The 16,619-nt window shown below is 37.0% G+C and carries 12 protein-coding genes; 6 read left to right on the top strand and 6 right to left on the bottom strand.

Annotated elements, in window-relative coordinates; all coding sequences use genetic code 11:
- A partial coding sequence (locus ACP6PK_RS15265) for a hypothetical protein (protein ID WP_426560490.1) occupies nucleotides 1-571 on the bottom strand: 571 nt, incomplete at its 3' end.
- Here ACP6PK_RS15265 and ACP6PK_RS15260 point away from each other — a divergent pair.
- On the top strand, nucleotides 522-1,490 hold the full coding sequence (locus ACP6PK_RS15260) for a calcium-binding protein (protein WP_426560488.1): 969 nt from the start codon (nucleotides 522-524) through the stop codon (nucleotides 1,488-1,490). The genes ACP6PK_RS15265 and ACP6PK_RS15260 overlap by 50 nt on opposite strands.
- 203 nt (nucleotides 1,491-1,693) lie before the next feature.
- Here the strand turns inward: ACP6PK_RS15260 and ACP6PK_RS15255 are convergent, their stop codons facing one another.
- Nucleotides 1,694-3,388 carry an ABC transporter ATP-binding protein/permease gene (locus tag ACP6PK_RS15255; protein WP_426560486.1) on the bottom strand — a complete coding sequence of 565 codons (1,695 nt, stop codon included), beginning with the start codon at nucleotides 3,386-3,388 and terminating at the stop codon, nucleotides 1,694-1,696.
- A gap of 614 nt (nucleotides 3,389-4,002) precedes the next feature.
- On the opposite strand from ACP6PK_RS15255, the gene ACP6PK_RS15250 reads away from it, so the two are divergent.
- Nucleotides 4,003-5,529 (top strand): adenylate/guanylate cyclase domain-containing protein, encoded by a 1,527-nt coding sequence (locus ACP6PK_RS15250; RefSeq protein ID WP_426560484.1) that lies wholly within the window; start codon nucleotides 4,003-4,005, stop codon nucleotides 5,527-5,529.
- Between the two features lie 187 nt (nucleotides 5,530-5,716).
- Here the strand turns inward: ACP6PK_RS15250 and ACP6PK_RS15245 are convergent, their stop codons facing one another.
- Nucleotides 5,717-6,946 carry a NupC/NupG family nucleoside CNT transporter gene (locus ACP6PK_RS15245; RefSeq protein ID WP_426560482.1) on the bottom strand — a complete coding sequence of 410 codons (1,230 nt, stop codon included), beginning with the start codon at nucleotides 6,944-6,946 and terminating at the stop codon, nucleotides 5,717-5,719.
- 175 nt (nucleotides 6,947-7,121) lie between these two features.
- On the opposite strand from ACP6PK_RS15245, the gene ACP6PK_RS15240 reads away from it, so the two are divergent.
- Complete coding sequence (locus tag ACP6PK_RS15240; protein ID WP_371357695.1) at nucleotides 7,122-7,211, top strand: DUF4896 domain-containing protein; 90 nt, start codon at nucleotides 7,122-7,124, stop codon at nucleotides 7,209-7,211.
- A 61-nt stretch (nucleotides 7,212-7,272) separates the two neighbouring features.
- On the opposite strand, the gene ACP6PK_RS15235 is transcribed toward ACP6PK_RS15240, so the two are convergent.
- Nucleotides 7,273-8,145, bottom strand: coding sequence for a tetratricopeptide repeat protein (locus ACP6PK_RS15235; protein ID WP_426560480.1), 873 nt, complete (start codon nucleotides 8,143-8,145; stop codon nucleotides 7,273-7,275).
- A gap of 393 nt (nucleotides 8,146-8,538) precedes the next feature.
- Nucleotides 8,539-9,873: a sensor histidine kinase gene (locus ACP6PK_RS15230; protein WP_426560478.1), complete on the bottom strand. Its 1,335-nt coding sequence runs from the start codon at nucleotides 9,871-9,873 to the stop codon at nucleotides 8,539-8,541.
- Between the two features lie 322 nt (nucleotides 9,874-10,195).
- On the opposite strand from ACP6PK_RS15230, the gene mazG reads away from it, so the two are divergent.
- Nucleotides 10,196-10,993, top strand: coding sequence for a nucleoside triphosphate pyrophosphohydrolase (mazG, locus tag ACP6PK_RS15225; protein ID WP_094671561.1), 798 nt, complete (start codon nucleotides 10,196-10,198; stop codon nucleotides 10,991-10,993).
- A 185-nt stretch (nucleotides 10,994-11,178) separates the two neighbouring features.
- On the opposite strand, the gene ACP6PK_RS15220 is transcribed toward mazG, so the two are convergent.
- Complete coding sequence (locus tag ACP6PK_RS15220) at nucleotides 11,179-12,000, bottom strand: alpha/beta hydrolase (RefSeq protein ID WP_426560476.1); 822 nt, start codon at nucleotides 11,998-12,000, stop codon at nucleotides 11,179-11,181.
- 106 nt (nucleotides 12,001-12,106) lie between these two features.
- Here ACP6PK_RS15220 and gcvH point away from each other — a divergent pair, with 106 nt between their 5' ends.
- Together gcvH and gcvP are read left to right on the top strand one after the other, a co-directional pair.
- A complete protein-coding gene (gene gcvH / locus ACP6PK_RS15215) occupies nucleotides 12,107-12,505 on the top strand; it encodes a glycine cleavage system protein GcvH (protein ID WP_426560474.1) in 399 nt (132 codons plus the stop codon).
- 744 nt (nucleotides 12,506-13,249) lie between these two features.
- The gene (gcvP, locus tag ACP6PK_RS15210; protein ID WP_426560538.1) at nucleotides 13,250-16,096 is read left to right on the top strand and encodes an aminomethyl-transferring glycine dehydrogenase; all 2,847 of its coding nucleotides are present in this window, start codon (nucleotides 13,250-13,252) and stop codon (nucleotides 16,094-16,096) included.
- Nucleotides 16,097-16,619 lie beyond the last annotated feature (523 nt).

Genomic DNA, 16,619 nt, shown 5'->3' with positions numbered 1-16,619 from the left:
CAGCACCGGAACCTCTACCGGAGGCGGAACCTGTACCAACTCCCGAACCAGCACCAGCACCAACTCCCGAACCAGTTCCCGAACCAGCACCAGCACCAGCACCGGAACCTTTACCGGAGGCGGAACCTGTATCAGCACCAGCACCAGAAACTGCACCAACACCAGCACCGGAACCAACTCCCCAACCTGTACCAACTCCCGAACCAGCACCAGCACCAGCACCGGAACCTCTACCGGAGGCGGAACCTGTACCAACTCCCGAACCAGCACCGGAACCTCTACCGGAACCAGTTCCCGAACCAGCACCAGCACCAGCACCAGCACCGGAACCTCTACCGGAACCAGTTCCCGAAGCAGCACCCGAACCAGCACCGGAACTAGCACCAGAACCAGCACCAGCACCAGCACCAACTCCCGAACCAGTTCCCGAACCAACTCCCGAACCAGAACCAACTCCCGAACCAGAACCAACTCCCGAACCAGAACCAGAGCCAGAAGTAACTCCTGCGCCAGAAGCAACTTTGACTCTTGTTCTACCTGCTGAACCTATACTACCAATAGTAGATTTCAACGCTGCTATCACTGAGATTACGCAAGAAAACACCTTTACGGGAACTTCAGACTCAGATAACTACATCGGCACCGAAAATGCTGATGCCATCTATGGTAATAGTAGCTCTAATATCCTCATAGCTTTAGGTGGTAGCGATATTGTTATTGGTGATGGCACAAACATTTCAGAGCAACGTCAAGCAAGTCAAATTAACACTTCCACTAATGATAATGATAACGATCGAATCTTTGGTGGAAGTCAAGATGATTTAATTAGTGCGACTCAAGGCGAAGATACTATCTACGGAGGGAAAGACAAAGATACTGTCTATGGAGGTAAAGGTAATGATATTATATTTGGAGACAACGATGATGACATTTTGATGGGAGGCAAAGGTAACGATAACATCAATGGTGGTGATGGAAACGACCAACTCAACGGTGGTGAAGGAGATGACTACCTCAATGGGAACCAAGGTAATGACATACTATCAGGAAGTATAGGTAACGATAACATCAATGGTGGTAAGGGTGAGGATCTTCTCTACGGAGGAACAGGCAACGATACCATCAATGGTGAGAACGGACAAGATACTCTAATAGGTGGGGAAGGCTATGACTTACTAGATGGCGCTCAGGGAGACGATATACTCTATGGTGGCCTGGGTAATAATATTCTCACTGGCGGTCAAGGTAGCAATGTCTTTGTATTAACTCCTGCAAATGCAGGAGTTAATACAATAACTGACTTTAACAATGAGGATACTTTAGCTTTAGTTGGCTTTAGCTTTGAAGAAATAGAGTTTGTTCCCAATATTGGGGAAAATACCACAAATATTCTTCTCAATGGTGAAACTATAGCTATTCTCGAAAATACTCAAATTATTGATACGACTGACTTAAATTTCATAGAATATCAATCAATTGAGGAATTATAATCAGGACTTACGCAAAAAATGAAATTACAGGCGTTGCTAATTTTGGGTATGATTTGTATTTTTTGGTAATTGCTAAACTATTGAATAATAACTATTTCAGATTGTTCAATTTTTATTTTCATACCTTGATTCAGAAACGCCATTTTAATCAGTCCTGTACGTTTACTCGGCTATTAGTTGACTGCTGAATGCTTACCTTTTTTTTAGGTTACAATAGGTTTAAGTTCCCAAGATTCATCAGTAGTAATTTCTAATAATTGTTGGTGATAATTTTTTAAAGTCGGACGATGCCCAACACTAATAAATGTTGTAGATTTTCCTTGCAATTGTTGATATAAAAGTTCCTCACTTGGCACATCTAAAGCACTGGTTGCTTCATCAAGAATTACATAGTTAGGTTTAGTTAATAATAATCTGGCAAAAGCAACCCTTTGTTGTTCTCCTACTGACAAAACTTGACTCCAATTTTCTACTGCATCTAAACCACCAAATCTTTCTGCTAATTTGGGCAGATTTACTCTTTCTAATACTTGCTGTATTTCTACATCAGAAATATCTAGATTAGTCTGGGGATATAAAAGTTGTTGACGTAAAGAACCTAAAACCATATAAGGTTTCTGAGGTAAGAATAATATTTCATTCAATTTAGGTCGATAAATAGCTCCTGTTCCAGAGTTCCATAAACCAGCGATCGCTCTTAAAATTGAACTCTTACCACTGCCACTAGCTCCCATAATTAATAATCCATTTCCTGATGTTATTTCCACAGAAATATCTCTAACTAAAGTTCTTTGATAATTGGGAGTTTTTAATGTTAAATGTTCTAAAGCTAGACCAGAATTTGTTATTGTATCAATTGTTGATTCACCTTCAGGAACTTCAGGAGATGATTCAATAGCAGCAGAAAAAGTAGATAAACGATTAATTCCAGCAGCAAATTCTGTCAATCTATCCAATTGACTAACAATAACTGTTAAGGAACTTAAGATAATAGCAAAAGCTGTTGCTGCTTGAGTAATTACCCCTATTTCTAATTCACCCGAAAGCACGCGCGGACCAATAATTATAGATGGTAATGCAAAAGTAATAAACTCATAACTGTTTCTGAAAATATCCAAATATAGTTGCCATTTAATTAACCGATTAAAATTATCAAAAACATCATTAAATAGGTTATTTGCCTGTTGTAACTCCTGTTTTTCTCCTCCATAAAAAGCTATAGATTCAGCATTTTCCCGAACTCTAATTAAACCAAAACGAAAGTTAGCTTCTCGCTTCAGTTGTTCAAAATTAATCCCTACCAAAACTTTGCCAAATACCCCTGTTGTAATTACTGTGCCAGCAACCGCATAAAAAATTACAAAAAATACTAATGGTTTAGAAATTGACCATAACAAAGCACTAAAACCAAATAACTGAAATATAGCATTCAAGATAGTTATAAGAAAACTCAAAGATTGGTCTGTAAAACTTTTAATATCCTGAGAAATACGTTGGTCTGGATTATCAATTTCTGGGTGGTAACTAATTTTATAGAAAGAGCGATCGCCTAAATAACTTTTCATAAAACTATGAGTCATCCACCTGCGCCAAAATATACTAAGTTTTTGTCGGACAAAAGAATAGGAAGACACAAAAGGTACAGCCACTACAACTGTGCCAAAAAACTCTAGAATTGAGCGCCAAAATCTATCAGATTCTTGAGCAGATAGTGCAGAAATAAATTCTGCTCGTTGATTTGTAAGTAATAAATTAAAGACAGTAAATGTTCCCAGTAAAACAATTACCAGTAACAATAGACCTCTAGCTCGCCATTTCTGTTCTGAGAACCAATAAAGTTTAGCAATTGACCAAAAATCGTTTAATAAATCTAAGTTAAATCTTTTTTTATTCGGCATATTTTTACCTTAATTTACCATAGGTAATGTAGCATAATATTAATCAATTGTCAATCAATACTATTGATAAAATTAGTGAGATATATAAGTTTTTGATTTTAGAGAATAGGTAATAGAAAAAAATACTCCATTTGATTACCTATAAGTCTAGTTAAGGATATTTGTGTAACAGGTTCTGACTCAGTTCCTAAGTGATGCGATCGCTGTCTTTGAGTACAAAAAGCACTATGGAATCAAATCATTGAAAAAAAGCTATAATCAAATAATATCAAATCCGTTGAATTCGGTATAAAAAAATTGTCCGAGCGCAATAATTACCAAATCTTTCCCACTTCTCTTCCCTCCTGACTCCTAACTTATAACTAATACCAATTCACTTTAAAAATGTCACAAGTAGTTTCAAACTTTAAATGTCAAATAATTGCCTGAAACTGTTGTATTATCAAAGTTTTTAGGCTATCAAATCTAACTTATGACTTCTGAATTTTGACTTATGACTTCCGTGAAAGGGTATAACTATAACGATGGTAGCGGATTTGATATAATATTACATACTTCAATAGTGTTGGTCAAGATGAAGCAAAAAATTATTTTGAGTCTGGGGTATTTCATTTATGGATAAACTCATTTATAGGGTAACAACTTTATTCATCCACCAACTCTACAAACGTACAGTATTAGTATTAAGCTTAATGTTCTGTATAGGTATTATAGTTAGCCTATCGAATACTTATCATCTCTCATCTAAGCTGATTAAATCACAGGCAATTCAACATGTCACTGACTACGCTGAGACCATCAAAGAAGCTCGTACACTATACAGTTCAGAAGTAGTCGCCCATGCTATGACAATTGAAGGTCTTAGTATTACTCACGACTACAAAACGAAAGAAGAAGCAATTCCCCTACCAGCAACATTTTTAATTGAACTAGGTGAGCGTATCCAGTTAAAAAATCCAGGAATGTCAGTCCGTCTTTACAGTAACTATCCTTTTCCTTGGCGTCAAGCAGAAGGTGGCCCTAGAGACGATTTTGAACTCAAAGCTATCCGCCATTTGGAAAAAAACCCAGACTTACCATTCTATAAGTTTGTTGAATTTCAGGGGCGTCCTTCATTCCGATACACTCAAGCAGACATTATGAAACCCAGTTGCGTTAGTTGTCATAATAATCACCCAGATAGTCCAAAAAAGGATTGGAAAGTTGGGGATGTACGGGGTGTTTTGGAAATTACTCAACCTCTAGATAGTACCATTAAGATGACTAATGCTGGATTGCGAGATACATTTTTTACTTTAGCAGGATTATCTGTTCTGGGAGTTGCCGGACTAACTTTGGTCATTTCTAAACTCCGACGGACTTCAACAGAATTAGAGCGACGTGTAGTTGAACGAACTGCTGAACTAGCAGAGGAAAAGGAAAAGTCAGAATCTCTACTACTGAATATTTTACCAGAACAAATAGCAGAAAGATTAAAGCAAGGACATCAGCAAATTGCTGATGGCTTTGCAGAAGTGACAATTCTGTTTGCTGATATTGTCGGTTTTACTCTACTTTCAGAAAAAATTCCCCCTGAAGAGTTAGTCATATTACTCAATAAAATATTTTCAGAATTCGATCGCTTGAGCGATCGCCACGGACTAGAAAAAATTAAAACTATTGGAGATGCTTACATGGTTGCTAGTGGTTTACCTATCCCACGGACAGATCATGTTGAGGCAGTAGCAGAAATGGCACTTGATATGCAGCAAGCGATCGCTGAATTTAATCTAGAGCATAATTGTCAACTAAGCATCCGTATTGGCATTAATTCTGGACCTGTTATTGCTGGAGTTATTGGCACCAAAAAGTTCATTTACGATCTGTGGGGTGATGCAGTAAATACTGCCAGTCGTATGGAATCTCATGGAATTCCTGGTGCAATTCAAGTTACGACTAGCACTTATCATTTATTACAGAATAAGTATATTTTTCAGGAGCGTGGTGTTATATCCGTTAAAGGTAAAGGGGAAATGAAAACTTATTTATTGGTTAGGAGAAAAATCAGTACAACACAAGAAATTAGCAAGAGAATTGACAGAAAAATAGATATTTCAGAATCAAAAATCAATCCACGAGATATTAAGGGATTAGGGGAGTAGTAAACATAAGAATAATTAACACCAACTAGCGATCTAATTTGGACTGTTTAAACTCAAATGTTGCGATAGAAAATTGTCATAAGATTGCTATCCTGACGGACTGCTCCGCAAACACTATCGTTTGCTATCGCAAAGCTTCGCTAACGCAATGACAATTCTAACGTACTAAATTAGCTGCAACAGTCAACTACAACAAAATACCCGCAATACAAGCAGTCATAAAACAAGCAATAGCTCCACCAATCATTGCCCTAACTCCCAATTTTGCTAGATCGTGCTGTCGTGATGGTGCAATAGCACTAATTCCACCTATCTGTACAGCAATGGAACCAATATTAGAAAATCCACATAAAGCATAAGTAGCAATAATTTGTGATCGCTCGGAAATAACATTTACTGTTTCACCTTTTTGAGCATTTTCAATCAGTGTCTTTAAATCTAAATAAGCAATAAATTCATTCAAAATTGTTTTCTTTCCTAGCAAAACCCCCACTTCAGCACAGTCAGCCCAAGGTACTCCCATCAACCAAGCAACAGGAGCAAATAATAACGAAAAAATCCACTCCAAGGATAACTGAGGCAAACCCACACCAGCACCTATCCATCCCAATAGTGCATTTACCATTGCTATCAACCCGATAAAAGCAATCAACATTGCTCCCACATTGACTGCTAATTTTACTCCATCTTTAGCACCTATTGCTGCTGCATCAATAACATTAGCATAAGTCTGCTTAACCTCTACCTTCACCGTTCCCGCAGTTGGAGACTCTTCTGTTTCTGGCAACAATATTTTTGATATTGCCAATGCTGCGGGTGCTGACATTACCGATGCTGCAATCAAATGTTCGGCGGGTACTCCAAAAGAAATATAAGCTGCTAATACTCCTCCAGCAACTGTAGCAAAACCACCCGTCATCACCGCGTGTAATTCTGAATTAGTCATAGTTTCCACATAAGGTTTAATCATCAACGGTGCTTCTGTTGAACCCACAAAAATATTAGCGGAACAAGAAAGAGATTCTGCGCCGGAAGTTTTCATGGTTTTCAGCATTATCCATGCAAATGCTTTGACTACTTGTTGCAAAATTCCATAGTGATACAAGATAGTAATTAATGAAGAGAAAAAGATAATTGTTGGGAGTATCTGGAAAGCAAAAAAGTGGTCGAGATAGCTTTCTCCAAAGACAAATTTTGCCCCTGCATCAGAAAATTTGAGTAACTGACTAACTACATCTGCAAGAAATTTAAACACTACTAAACCTGTTTTAGTTTTTAAAATTAGCAGTGCAAATAATAGTTGTAAACCTATTCCCCAGAAAACAGGTTGCCACTGAATTTTCTCTCTTTTAGCAGATAAAAGAGTCGCTAAACCCACAAAAACTATTAATCCTAGTGCTGATATTAATCTTTCCACAATCGCTTATATTTCCTCTAATTGATTCTATTTAAAACCCCGCCCTTAAAGACGAGGTTTTACTAAAATAATGCTAAAAAAAAACTTTAGATTAAATCAGTCTCTAAAATAATAGATATAATCAATTTTTACCTAATAATTAAGGTTTAAAGCCTCTCATGATCAAGGAGAAACAATGAATTTATTTTCCTTTTATTCAATCCTCTTCCTTTTAGGGAGAGGTAATTATCAATTATCCATTATCAATTATCAATTATTGAACTAGATTTTAAGTTCAGAAAACTTGAGTCAGAAGATTAACTCACTACCTAACATCAAGGAGAAACCTAGGGAGACTGTGGTAAATCTTCTATTTGAGCCAGAGTTTCTTGAATACGGGGAGTTGCCAGAAATCTTTTCGCATCTTCAATTAGCCGTTTTCCCCACAGATGTTTTTCGAGATAGTCAAGGTCTGCATATTTGCTATCTAATCGTAGCGCTTCTTCTCCCATCGCTAGACTTTGTTCTTTATCACCTTGAGTGTAGAGAGCTACTGCTAGCGCTAGAAGTGGTTCTGCTGCTTTACTATCAATAGAGACAGCTTCACGCCATTGTGCGATCGCATCATCTACTTTTCCCATCTCATATTGAACTAAACCAATGTTATTAATTGCAGGCCATAAATTTTCTTCTAGGTCATAAGCTTGTTCATATTGTGCGATCGCTCTTTTAAATTTACCATGTTTGTAATAAGCATTACCCAAATCAAATAAAGCTCCGGGGTTCTCAGGTTTAAATTTCAAACCTTTTCTTAATTGTTCGATAGCATTTTTATAATCAGATGTTTGAAAATAAGCTCTACCAAGAACAAATCGAATTTCTGCATTTCTTGGGTTTAGTTCTTGAGCTTGTTGCAAGGCAGCAATACCTTCTTCTAATTCTTCAGCTTGAATGTAAAGACTGCCTAATAATGCCCAAGTTCGTTGATTATTTGGGGCTAATTCAGTCGCCAGTTCGGCTCTAGATAAAGCCAAATCAAACTGTTGAAATCTTGCTAATTGTAAAGCTTCTTCAGCTAAACTTAAACCCGTCTGTTCTAGTTGAGCTGAGTCTAGTTGTAATATATGAGGAACTAATGCCTGTCCTAGTATAGGTTTAACATTACTACCCCACAGACCTAGGGTAATTAATAAACAAACTAATAAATTTCGATTTTGCACAGTAATAAAGTATATTATGATTAAGAAGTTAAGTTTAAAGTATCTAGTATTATATAGCAGTCTTATTTGATTTGTGTCAGGACTAAAGCCATGAGAACCCAGAAACCCGGTTTCTCCTAGACTTCTATTGCTCAAAACAACGATTTATCCTAGAAACCGGGTTTCGCGTGCGTAAGTCCTATGTGTATAAAAACCTTACCGCTTTTAGGGAACAGGGAACACTTAACTGGGAACAGGCTGGAGTTTCAAGGTTTTTATCTACTTTTTGATTACCCGCGACCTTTTTAGGATTGCTATATACTAGCCTAAAAATTTTATAATTTGTAGTATACTTTACTTAAGATTATTTTTTTATAGTTTTAAGCTTAGAATAAATATCGTATATTCAATTAATTAAAATATTGGTAAAATAATTTCAAATTCAGTCCCCTTACCTGGTAAAGATTTTAGTTGAAGTTTTCCACCATGTTTTTCATTAATAATTTGGTGACTAATAGCCAAACCCATACCTGTTCCTTTACCCACAGGTTTAGTTGTAAAAAAGTTCTCAAAAATTTTATCTTGTATCTCTAAAGGGATACCCAAACCATTATCAGCCATCCTAATACTCACCCAATCATACCCTTTACCTACTATAATTTCCGTAGTAATCTTAATTTCAGGTTGCCAATTTGAAATCTCTATTTCTGCTGATTTTTCATTTAGTGCATCAATGCTATTACTAATTAAATTCATAAATACCTGGCTAAGTTGACCAGAATAGCAACTAACCAATGGCAAGTTAGTACAATAATTTTTAATAACTTTAATACCGTATTTAAGACGATTATTTAAAATTAGTAAGCTACTATCTATACATTCATGAATATCTGCTGGTTTCTTTTGAGATTCATCCATGTGGGAAAAGTTACGAAGACTATTTACAATCTTCAGTAATTGTTCTGAGCCAAATCTAATACCTTGAGTTGTCTCAGCTAATTCTTCTTGTAAGGAATCATATTCTATTTGTTCCTTAATTTGACTTATAATTGGGGATGGCTCTGATATTTCGTCATAAGTAGATAAAAGTTTACTAATTTCTTCTAGATAAGAACAGAGAAATATTAAATTGTTCCAAATACAGTTAACAGGATTTCTAATTTCATGGGCAACCTCAGCCACCATTCTGCCCAAGCTAGCCATTTTCTCTGTTTGAATAGCTTTTGCCTGAGTTTGTTTTTGCAGTAGACTACTTGTAAGTTCGTGAATTTTTGACTGAGCTACTAATAATTGATGTACATCTAAAAGTTTATAAACATTAGTTTCTACTTCTACAACAATTGGATCGTAAAGTAATTCAGGCCGTCTGTGTAAAGATTTTTGCGCCGCCTCTACTATCAATGTATTACCAGGAAGAATAGAAATATCTATTTGAGAGAAGCGATACAAAGCTTCTATAGGTCGCTTATAAAACATCTCCATACCATAACGACTTCCCATTCTTTCAAAAAATAATCGTCGGGAAATCATACCGACAAACTTACCTTGCTGATCGAGCAAAATTACACCTGATAGTAAGGGATTCGCCTCAAACACAGGTGCAACATCTTTACCAAAGTAGCTAGATTCAATCAGAAAGTCTTGCAGTGGTAATTCCTGTATAGTTGATTCTAAAGATAGAATTTGACTTTTAACCTCTAAATTAGGCACTGTAAATGAATCTGAATTTGACTCATACAAAGCAAACATATTAAGGAAGTTCCTAGTATTTTAGTATCAAGAGATACATATTTAAAAAATATTCCAGATAATTTGCCTTAATCCTAGGAATATATTATGATTAGCTTTCACCTTTTTAGCATAACCCCAAGAGGAGCATCAGAAAATATAAAAATTACTTAATTTTATCTGTAAGCTTATTTGTTTATTTTATACAAAGAAAACAGCAGATTGAGCATCTGTCCTCTAAGTCATAAGTCATAATTTATAAGTCAGAAGTCAGAAATATGTAAAATAGAGAGTTGATTTCAATATCATACTATATCAATATTAAAAAACTTATTTATTTAACATGAATTCGACATTATCTGCATTACAAGAACTAATAGAAATAGTAGCTAAATTACGTTCTCCAGAGGGGGGATGTCCGTGGGATTTAGCTCAAACTCCAGAAACTTTAACTCCTTATATTGTTGAAGAAGCTTATGAAGTTGTAGATGCCATAAAAGGTGGGAATAAAGAAGCAATTGTTGATGAGTTAGGAGATTTATTATTACAGGTAGTTTTGCAAGCACAAATAGCTAGTGAAACCAATGATTTTACTTTAGCTGAAGTTGCTGAAAATATTAGCAAAAAAATGATTAGAAGGCATCCCCATGTATTTGGAGATGTGAAAGTAAATAGCACTGAAGAAGTTAAACAAAATTGGGAAGAAATTAAGGCAGCAGAAAATGGGGAAACTAATGATTTACTTAGTAAAAAATTAGGCAGATATGCTCGGCAGTTACCTCCACTTTTGGCAGCAATGAAGATTTCTAAAAAAGCTGCTGCTGTTGGTTTTGAATGGGAAAATGTTGATGGAGTTTGGGAGAAGTTTCACGAAGAAGTAGGAGAATTTGAAGAAGCTTTAAAGTCAGAAGATAAGGAACATCAACAAGCAGAAATGGGAGATATTTTGTTTGTTTTGGTGCAGTTGGCAAGGTGGTACAATTTAAACCCAGAGCAAGCATTACAAGGAACAAATCATCGGTTTTTGAAACGATTTGCTTTGCTAGAAGAAATGTGTGAGCGACCTATTTCGGAATATAGTTTGGCAGAGTTTGAACAAATGTGGCAAAAGGCAAAAGCAGAATTAGCAATGGATAATTGATAATGGATAATTGATAATTAGAGAAAGTTTTCAGGCTAAAAGTAGGGAACAGAGATTACCTTAAATTCGACTTTTTCCAAAAATATTGGATTCTCTTGACTAATTGACTTCTGCCAGAAACCGGGTTTGTTAGAAAAAAATTTCAGTATGGTAAAGTATCTAAATACAAACCCGGTTTCTACACTTTAGTTTTGTTCTATCAACTTAACAAACTCACCCATAACCTTGACATATTCCTCACCCGCCACTTCTAATAAATTATTATGACCAGCACCATTAACCCATAAAGAAAGCTTAGGTTGATTAGCTGTAGCAAAAAGTTTTTGCCCATGAGAAAAAGGAATTACTCGGTCAACATTTCCGTGCATTACCAACACCAGACAATTAACATTTTTAATCTTGTCAATACTGGGAAATTTGTCAAAGGGATAAATAGGGATACGCGTCACTACCCGAAAGGCAGTTGTAAATGAACTTTCTATGACCAAACCAGCTACAGGTTTACGGGATGCCAAATCTACAGAAGGCCCCCCACCGACTGAACGTCCATAAACAATAATTTGATTTGCAGGTATCCCTAATTTTTGGGTCAAATATTCATAAGCAGCATTAATATCTTCATAAGCGCCCTCAACTGAAGGTTTTCCTTGACTTGTACCATAACCCTGATAGTCATAGGAAAATATATTAAATCCAATATCTCGCAAATCTCGTAACCGGGGTAAAATTCGCCCCAGGTTTTCAGCATTACCATGACTGTAGAGAATAGTATATTTTGCCTTGGGTAATGGTAAATAAATTCCTGTAATTTGGACTCCATCGCCAGACTCAAGCTTGACAAAATCCTGGTTTTCCTGATAGCTAGATGGACGAGGTAAAAAAATTAACCGATCTGAGAAAAAGAGAGCATACAAACCAATAAGGATATAAATAATTACTGTAGAGCGAATTAATCTAAGAATAGAAAATTTTCCTACCAGTAATCCTATAATATTTTTCTTGTCCATAAGAATTGGCTCTTTACCTTATATTATTCTTTACAGAATAATTTTTAATGCAAGTCCAGTCTTGCTTTAACTGACATAATTTGTACTATTTTTAGTGAGGAACTAAATGACACTAGAATTTCCAGACGACCTCAAGTATCTTGAAACCCACGAGTATGTAAGAATGGATGGCGAAATTGCCACTATTGGTATTAGCGCTTTTGCTATTGAGCAATTGGGGGATATTGTATTTCTGGAACTTCCAGAGGAGGGAGACCAAATAGAAAAAGAAGGGTCTTGTGGCAGCATTGAGTCTGTAAAGGCAGTTGAAGACCTGAAAGCTCCTATTACTGGTACGGTAGTAGAGCGTAATGAAGAAGTATTAGAAAGTCCAGAAAAGTTATCAGAAGAAGACCCATATATAGAGGGTTGGCTCCTCAAGGTGCGTGTTAAAGACCCTGATGAATTAGAGGGAGATGATGTTTACTCTGCTGACCAGTATCGTGAGATGGTAGAGGGAGAATAGTATGGATAATGGATAATTGATAATGGATAATTGATAATGGATAATTGATAATTGATAATGGATAATGGATAATGGATAATTGATAATTGATAATTGATAATTGATAATGGATAATGGATAATTGATAATTATTCAACCCTGTTTACAAATGGATAATTCATAATTAGAGATAGTTTTCATTATTACTGGAGAGTACAAAATTATCCTAAAAAATAATTTGCTTTTAAGGCTGAAATTATTGCTGGAAAAGGTTTACAGCACCTAAAGTTGTGAATAGAAAGTTTATAACTTTTAGATAGCTGAAAGCCTTAGCTAGCAATAGTTATTTGTAGAAATTTGCACTGTCCAGTTCATTATTAATTATTGCTCTGCTGATTAAATGCTAAAGCCTTTATCTGTCAAGGCTTTAGCATTTTTAGTTCGGGAAAAAGTACCTAGTTTTGAGCTGCTTTATACTCAAAAAGTTAGGATTTTGGGCACATAGTTGAGCAAAAAAATTACTCCCCTACTCCCCCGCTCCCCTACTCCCCCGCTCCCCTACTCCCCTACTCCTCCGCTCCCCTACTCCTTAAAAAAGAGTTTTTCAGCAAAGCCTAATTATCCATCTTCCTAGCATTAAGGTATGAATTTTTGTTACAACTAAATAAGACATTGATTCCAAGGAACATCAAAGTGGTAGCAATACAGCAATCTAATACAAAGTCAAGCAATCAACTACAACTAACTAACCAAGGCCAAAAGTCAATAGACTTTTCCCAACGACATATTGGCCCCACCTCTGAGAAAATTGAACAAATGTTGGCCGTATTAGGTATTTCGTCCCTAAATGACTTAATTGACAAAACAGTTCCCCAAAAAATTAGATACCAGCAACCCCTCAATTTGCCCAAGTCTCTGAGTGAAAGTGCTGCTCTTGCCCAAATTAAAGAAATAATCTCTAAAAATCAGGTATTTCGTTCTTTTATTGGTATGGGTTATTACGACTGTATTACCCCACCAGTTATCCTCCGCAATATCCTAGAAAATCCTGGTTGGTACACCGCTTATACTCCCTATCAAGCAGAAATAGCTCAAGGAAGGATGGAAGCATTGCTAAATTTCCAAACTATGGTTACAGACTTAACTGGTTTAGAAATAGCTAACGCTTCTCTCCTTGATGAAGCTACAGCAGCAGCAGAAGCGATGAGTATGAGTTACGGTTTATGCAAAACCAAAGCAGAAGCTTTCTTTGTTGACTCTAACTGCCATCCTCAGAATATTGAAGTTGTCAAAACTAGGGCACAACCATTAGGAATAGAAGTAATAGTCGGCGACTTCCGGACTTTCACTTTTGACAAACCAATTTTTGGCGCACTCCTTCAATATCCTGCTACTGACGGAGCAATTTATGACTACGGCGACTTTGTGGCCAAAGTTCACGAGTTAGGAGGTTTAGTAACTGTTGCTGCTGACTTACTCAGTTTAACCTTACTGACACCCCCTGGAGAATTTGGTGCTGATATTGTGGTGGGAAATACTCAACGTTTTGGCGTGTCTCTAGGATATGGCGGTCCCCATGCTGCTTACTTTGCCACTAAAGAAGCTTATAAACGACAAACTCCAGGACGTATTGTGGGAGTTTCTCAAGATGCTAATGGCAACTCAGCGTTACGGTTGGCACTACAAACGCGGGAACAACATATTCGCCGGGAGAAGGCAACTAGCAATATTTGTACTGCTCAAGTTTTGCTAGCGGTGATGGCAGGTATGTATGCGGTTTATCACGGTCCGGATGGTTTAAAAGAAATTGCGGAAAATATCCATAACTTGACTGTTAAGTTGGCAACAGGTTTAAAACAGCTTGGTTATCAAATTGGTGCAGAACCATTTTTCGATACTATTCGGATAACAGTAGGCGCTGACTCTCCTGTAAAAACTGCAAAAGAAATTATTGATGCTGCTGAAAATGTAGGTATTAATTTCCGAACTTTTGACGAACAAACGGTTGGTATTTCTCTAGATGAAACTACCACTGAGAGAGATGTACAAAATCTGTGGCAAATTTTTGCTGGTGGAAAAGCATTACCAGATATCGAAAATGAAAATATTTCCCCCATTTCTCAAAGTACTTATGCTCGTACTAGCAGTTATTTAACTCACCCAGTATTTAACAGTTATCATTCTGAAACAGAACTCTTGCGTTACATTCATCGTTTGCAGTCAAAAGATTTATCTTTGATAACATCAATGATACCCTTGGGTTCCTGTACAATGAAACTCAATGCTACAGCAGAAATGATACCTGTAACTTGGCCGGAATTTGCCAAAATTCATCCTTTTGCTCCCACTTCTCAAACCAAAGGTTATCAAATAATGTTTGAGCAACTAGAGGAATGGTTAGCAGAAATCACAGGTTTTGCAGCAATTTCTCTCCAACCAAATGCAGGTTCCCAAGGTGAATATACTGGTTTATTAGTAATTCGCGAATATCATGCTAACCGTGGGGAAGCACATCGCAATGTTTGTTTGATTCCTGACTCTGCTCATGGTACAAACCCTGCTTCGGCGGTGATGAGTGGGTTAAAGGTTGTGGTAGTGAAATGCGATAAACAAGGAAATATAGATATTGCAGATTTGCAGAAAAAGGCAGAAAAGCATAAGGATAATTTAGCTGCCATGATGATTACTTATCCTTCTACTCACGGTGTATTTGAGGAAGACATTGTTGATATCTGTGAAATTATCCACGGTTTCGGTGGGCAAGTTTATATGGATGGAGCAAATATGAATGCTCAAGTAGGGTTATGTCGTCCAGCGGAAATTGGTGCTGATGTTTGTCATTTGAATTTGCACAAAACTTTCTGCATTCCTCACGGTGGCGGAGGTCCAGGAATGGGTCCGATTGGGGTTAAGTCTCATTTAGCACCGTTTTTACCAGGGCATTCTGTGATTAGTATTGGTGGAGAAAATTCTAGTGGAGCGGTATCTGCTGCACCTTGGGGTAGTGCGAGTATTCTGCCAATTTCTTGGATGTATATTGCGATGATGGGTGCGGATGGTTTGACTGAAGCAACTAAGATAGCGATTTTGAATGCTAATTATATTGCGCAACGGTTGGATGATTATTATCCAGTCTTGTACAAAGGTAAGTATGGGTTTATTGCTCACGAGTGCATTCTAGATTTGCGTCCGTTGAAAAAGTCGGCAGGTATTGAAGTAGAAGATATTGCCAAACGCTTGATGGATTACGGTTTTCACGCACCAACGGTTTCTTGGCCTGTAGCGGGTACAATCATGGTAGAACCGACGGAGAGTGAATCGAAAGAGGAGTTAGATCGTTTTTGCGATGCGATGATTTCCATTCGTCAGGAAATAGAAGAAATTGAAACTGGTAAAGCAGATAAAGAGGATAATTTGTTGAAAAATGCGCCTCACACTGCTGAGAGTTTAATGGTGGATGAGTGGAAACATAGTTATTCTCGCCAACGTGCTGCTTATCCTGCACCTTGGACGCGAGAGCATAAGTTTTGGCCGAGTGTAGGGCGAGTTGATAATGCTTTTGGCGATCGCAATTTTGTCTGTTCTTGTTTGCCGATAGAAGCTTACAGTTAATTGTCACCTTAGGAGTGACTTGATCTGAGATTAAAGTGAAAAAAGGGGGCTGGCTTTGCTTCCCCTTTTTTCAATCTCAAAGTCAAAAGAGGGAAAAATCTTGTTTCTAGTTTGATAGAGAGTCTGATGTTGTCATTGCGAGGCGTTGCTCAAACAAGTTAATCTCTTGAAAAAAACCATTAACTCAGCCGACGCAATCTCCTAATTTTACTATTATGCTAAGATTGCCAGAGGTGATAATGATTTAGTAAACCCAAATAATTGCTTTTTGTACCCCCTTGCTTCGGACAGTAATAGAGTGAGAAGCTAGTTTAATATTTAGTTGATGAATCAGATATAATATCATGTCCGTTGGTATCGGAGCGTGTAAAAGTTGGGAAAATATCTACCGCCATATAAAGTTTTTCCTTCTCTTAAAGCTTCTTCCTCCCTGTTCCCAGTTAAGTGTTCCCAGTTAAGTGTTCCCTACCTTTGCTATACAATACCGATGCTACCGGACATGATATAACACCTTGGGATTACT

Source organism: Dapis hubbardiae BLCC-M172 (genome assembly GCF_050016015.1).
Classification (GTDB): domain Bacteria; phylum Cyanobacteriota; class Cyanobacteriia; order Cyanobacteriales; family Microcoleaceae; genus Trichodesmium.
This window is presented reverse-complemented; position numbering and strand designations above follow the sequence as displayed.

Bases quoted from the DNA above. Each gene is read 5' to 3' on its own strand.
- ACP6PK_RS15220 (WP_426560476.1), bottom strand. From the start codon at position 12,000: ATGGACAAGAAAAATATTATAGGATTACTGGTAGGAAAATTTTCTATT.
- ACP6PK_RS15230 (WP_426560478.1), bottom strand. From the start codon at position 9,873: ATGTTTGCTTTGTATGAGTCAAATTCAGATTCATTTACAGTGCCTAAT.
- ACP6PK_RS15250 (WP_426560484.1), top strand. From the start codon at position 4,003: ATGGATAAACTCATTTATAGGGTAACAACTTTATTCATCCACCAACTC.
- ACP6PK_RS15240 (WP_371357695.1), top strand. From the start codon at position 7,122: ATGAATTTATTTTCCTTTTATTCAATCCTCTTCCTTTTAGGGAGAGGT.
- ACP6PK_RS15255 (WP_426560486.1), bottom strand. From the start codon at position 3,388: ATGCCGAATAAAAAAAGATTTAACTTAGATTTATTAAACGATTTTTGG.
- mazG (WP_094671561.1), top strand. From the start codon at position 10,196: ATGAATTCGACATTATCTGCATTACAAGAACTAATAGAAATAGTAGCT.
- gcvH (WP_426560474.1), top strand. From the start codon at position 12,107: ATGACACTAGAATTTCCAGACGACCTCAAGTATCTTGAAACCCACGAG.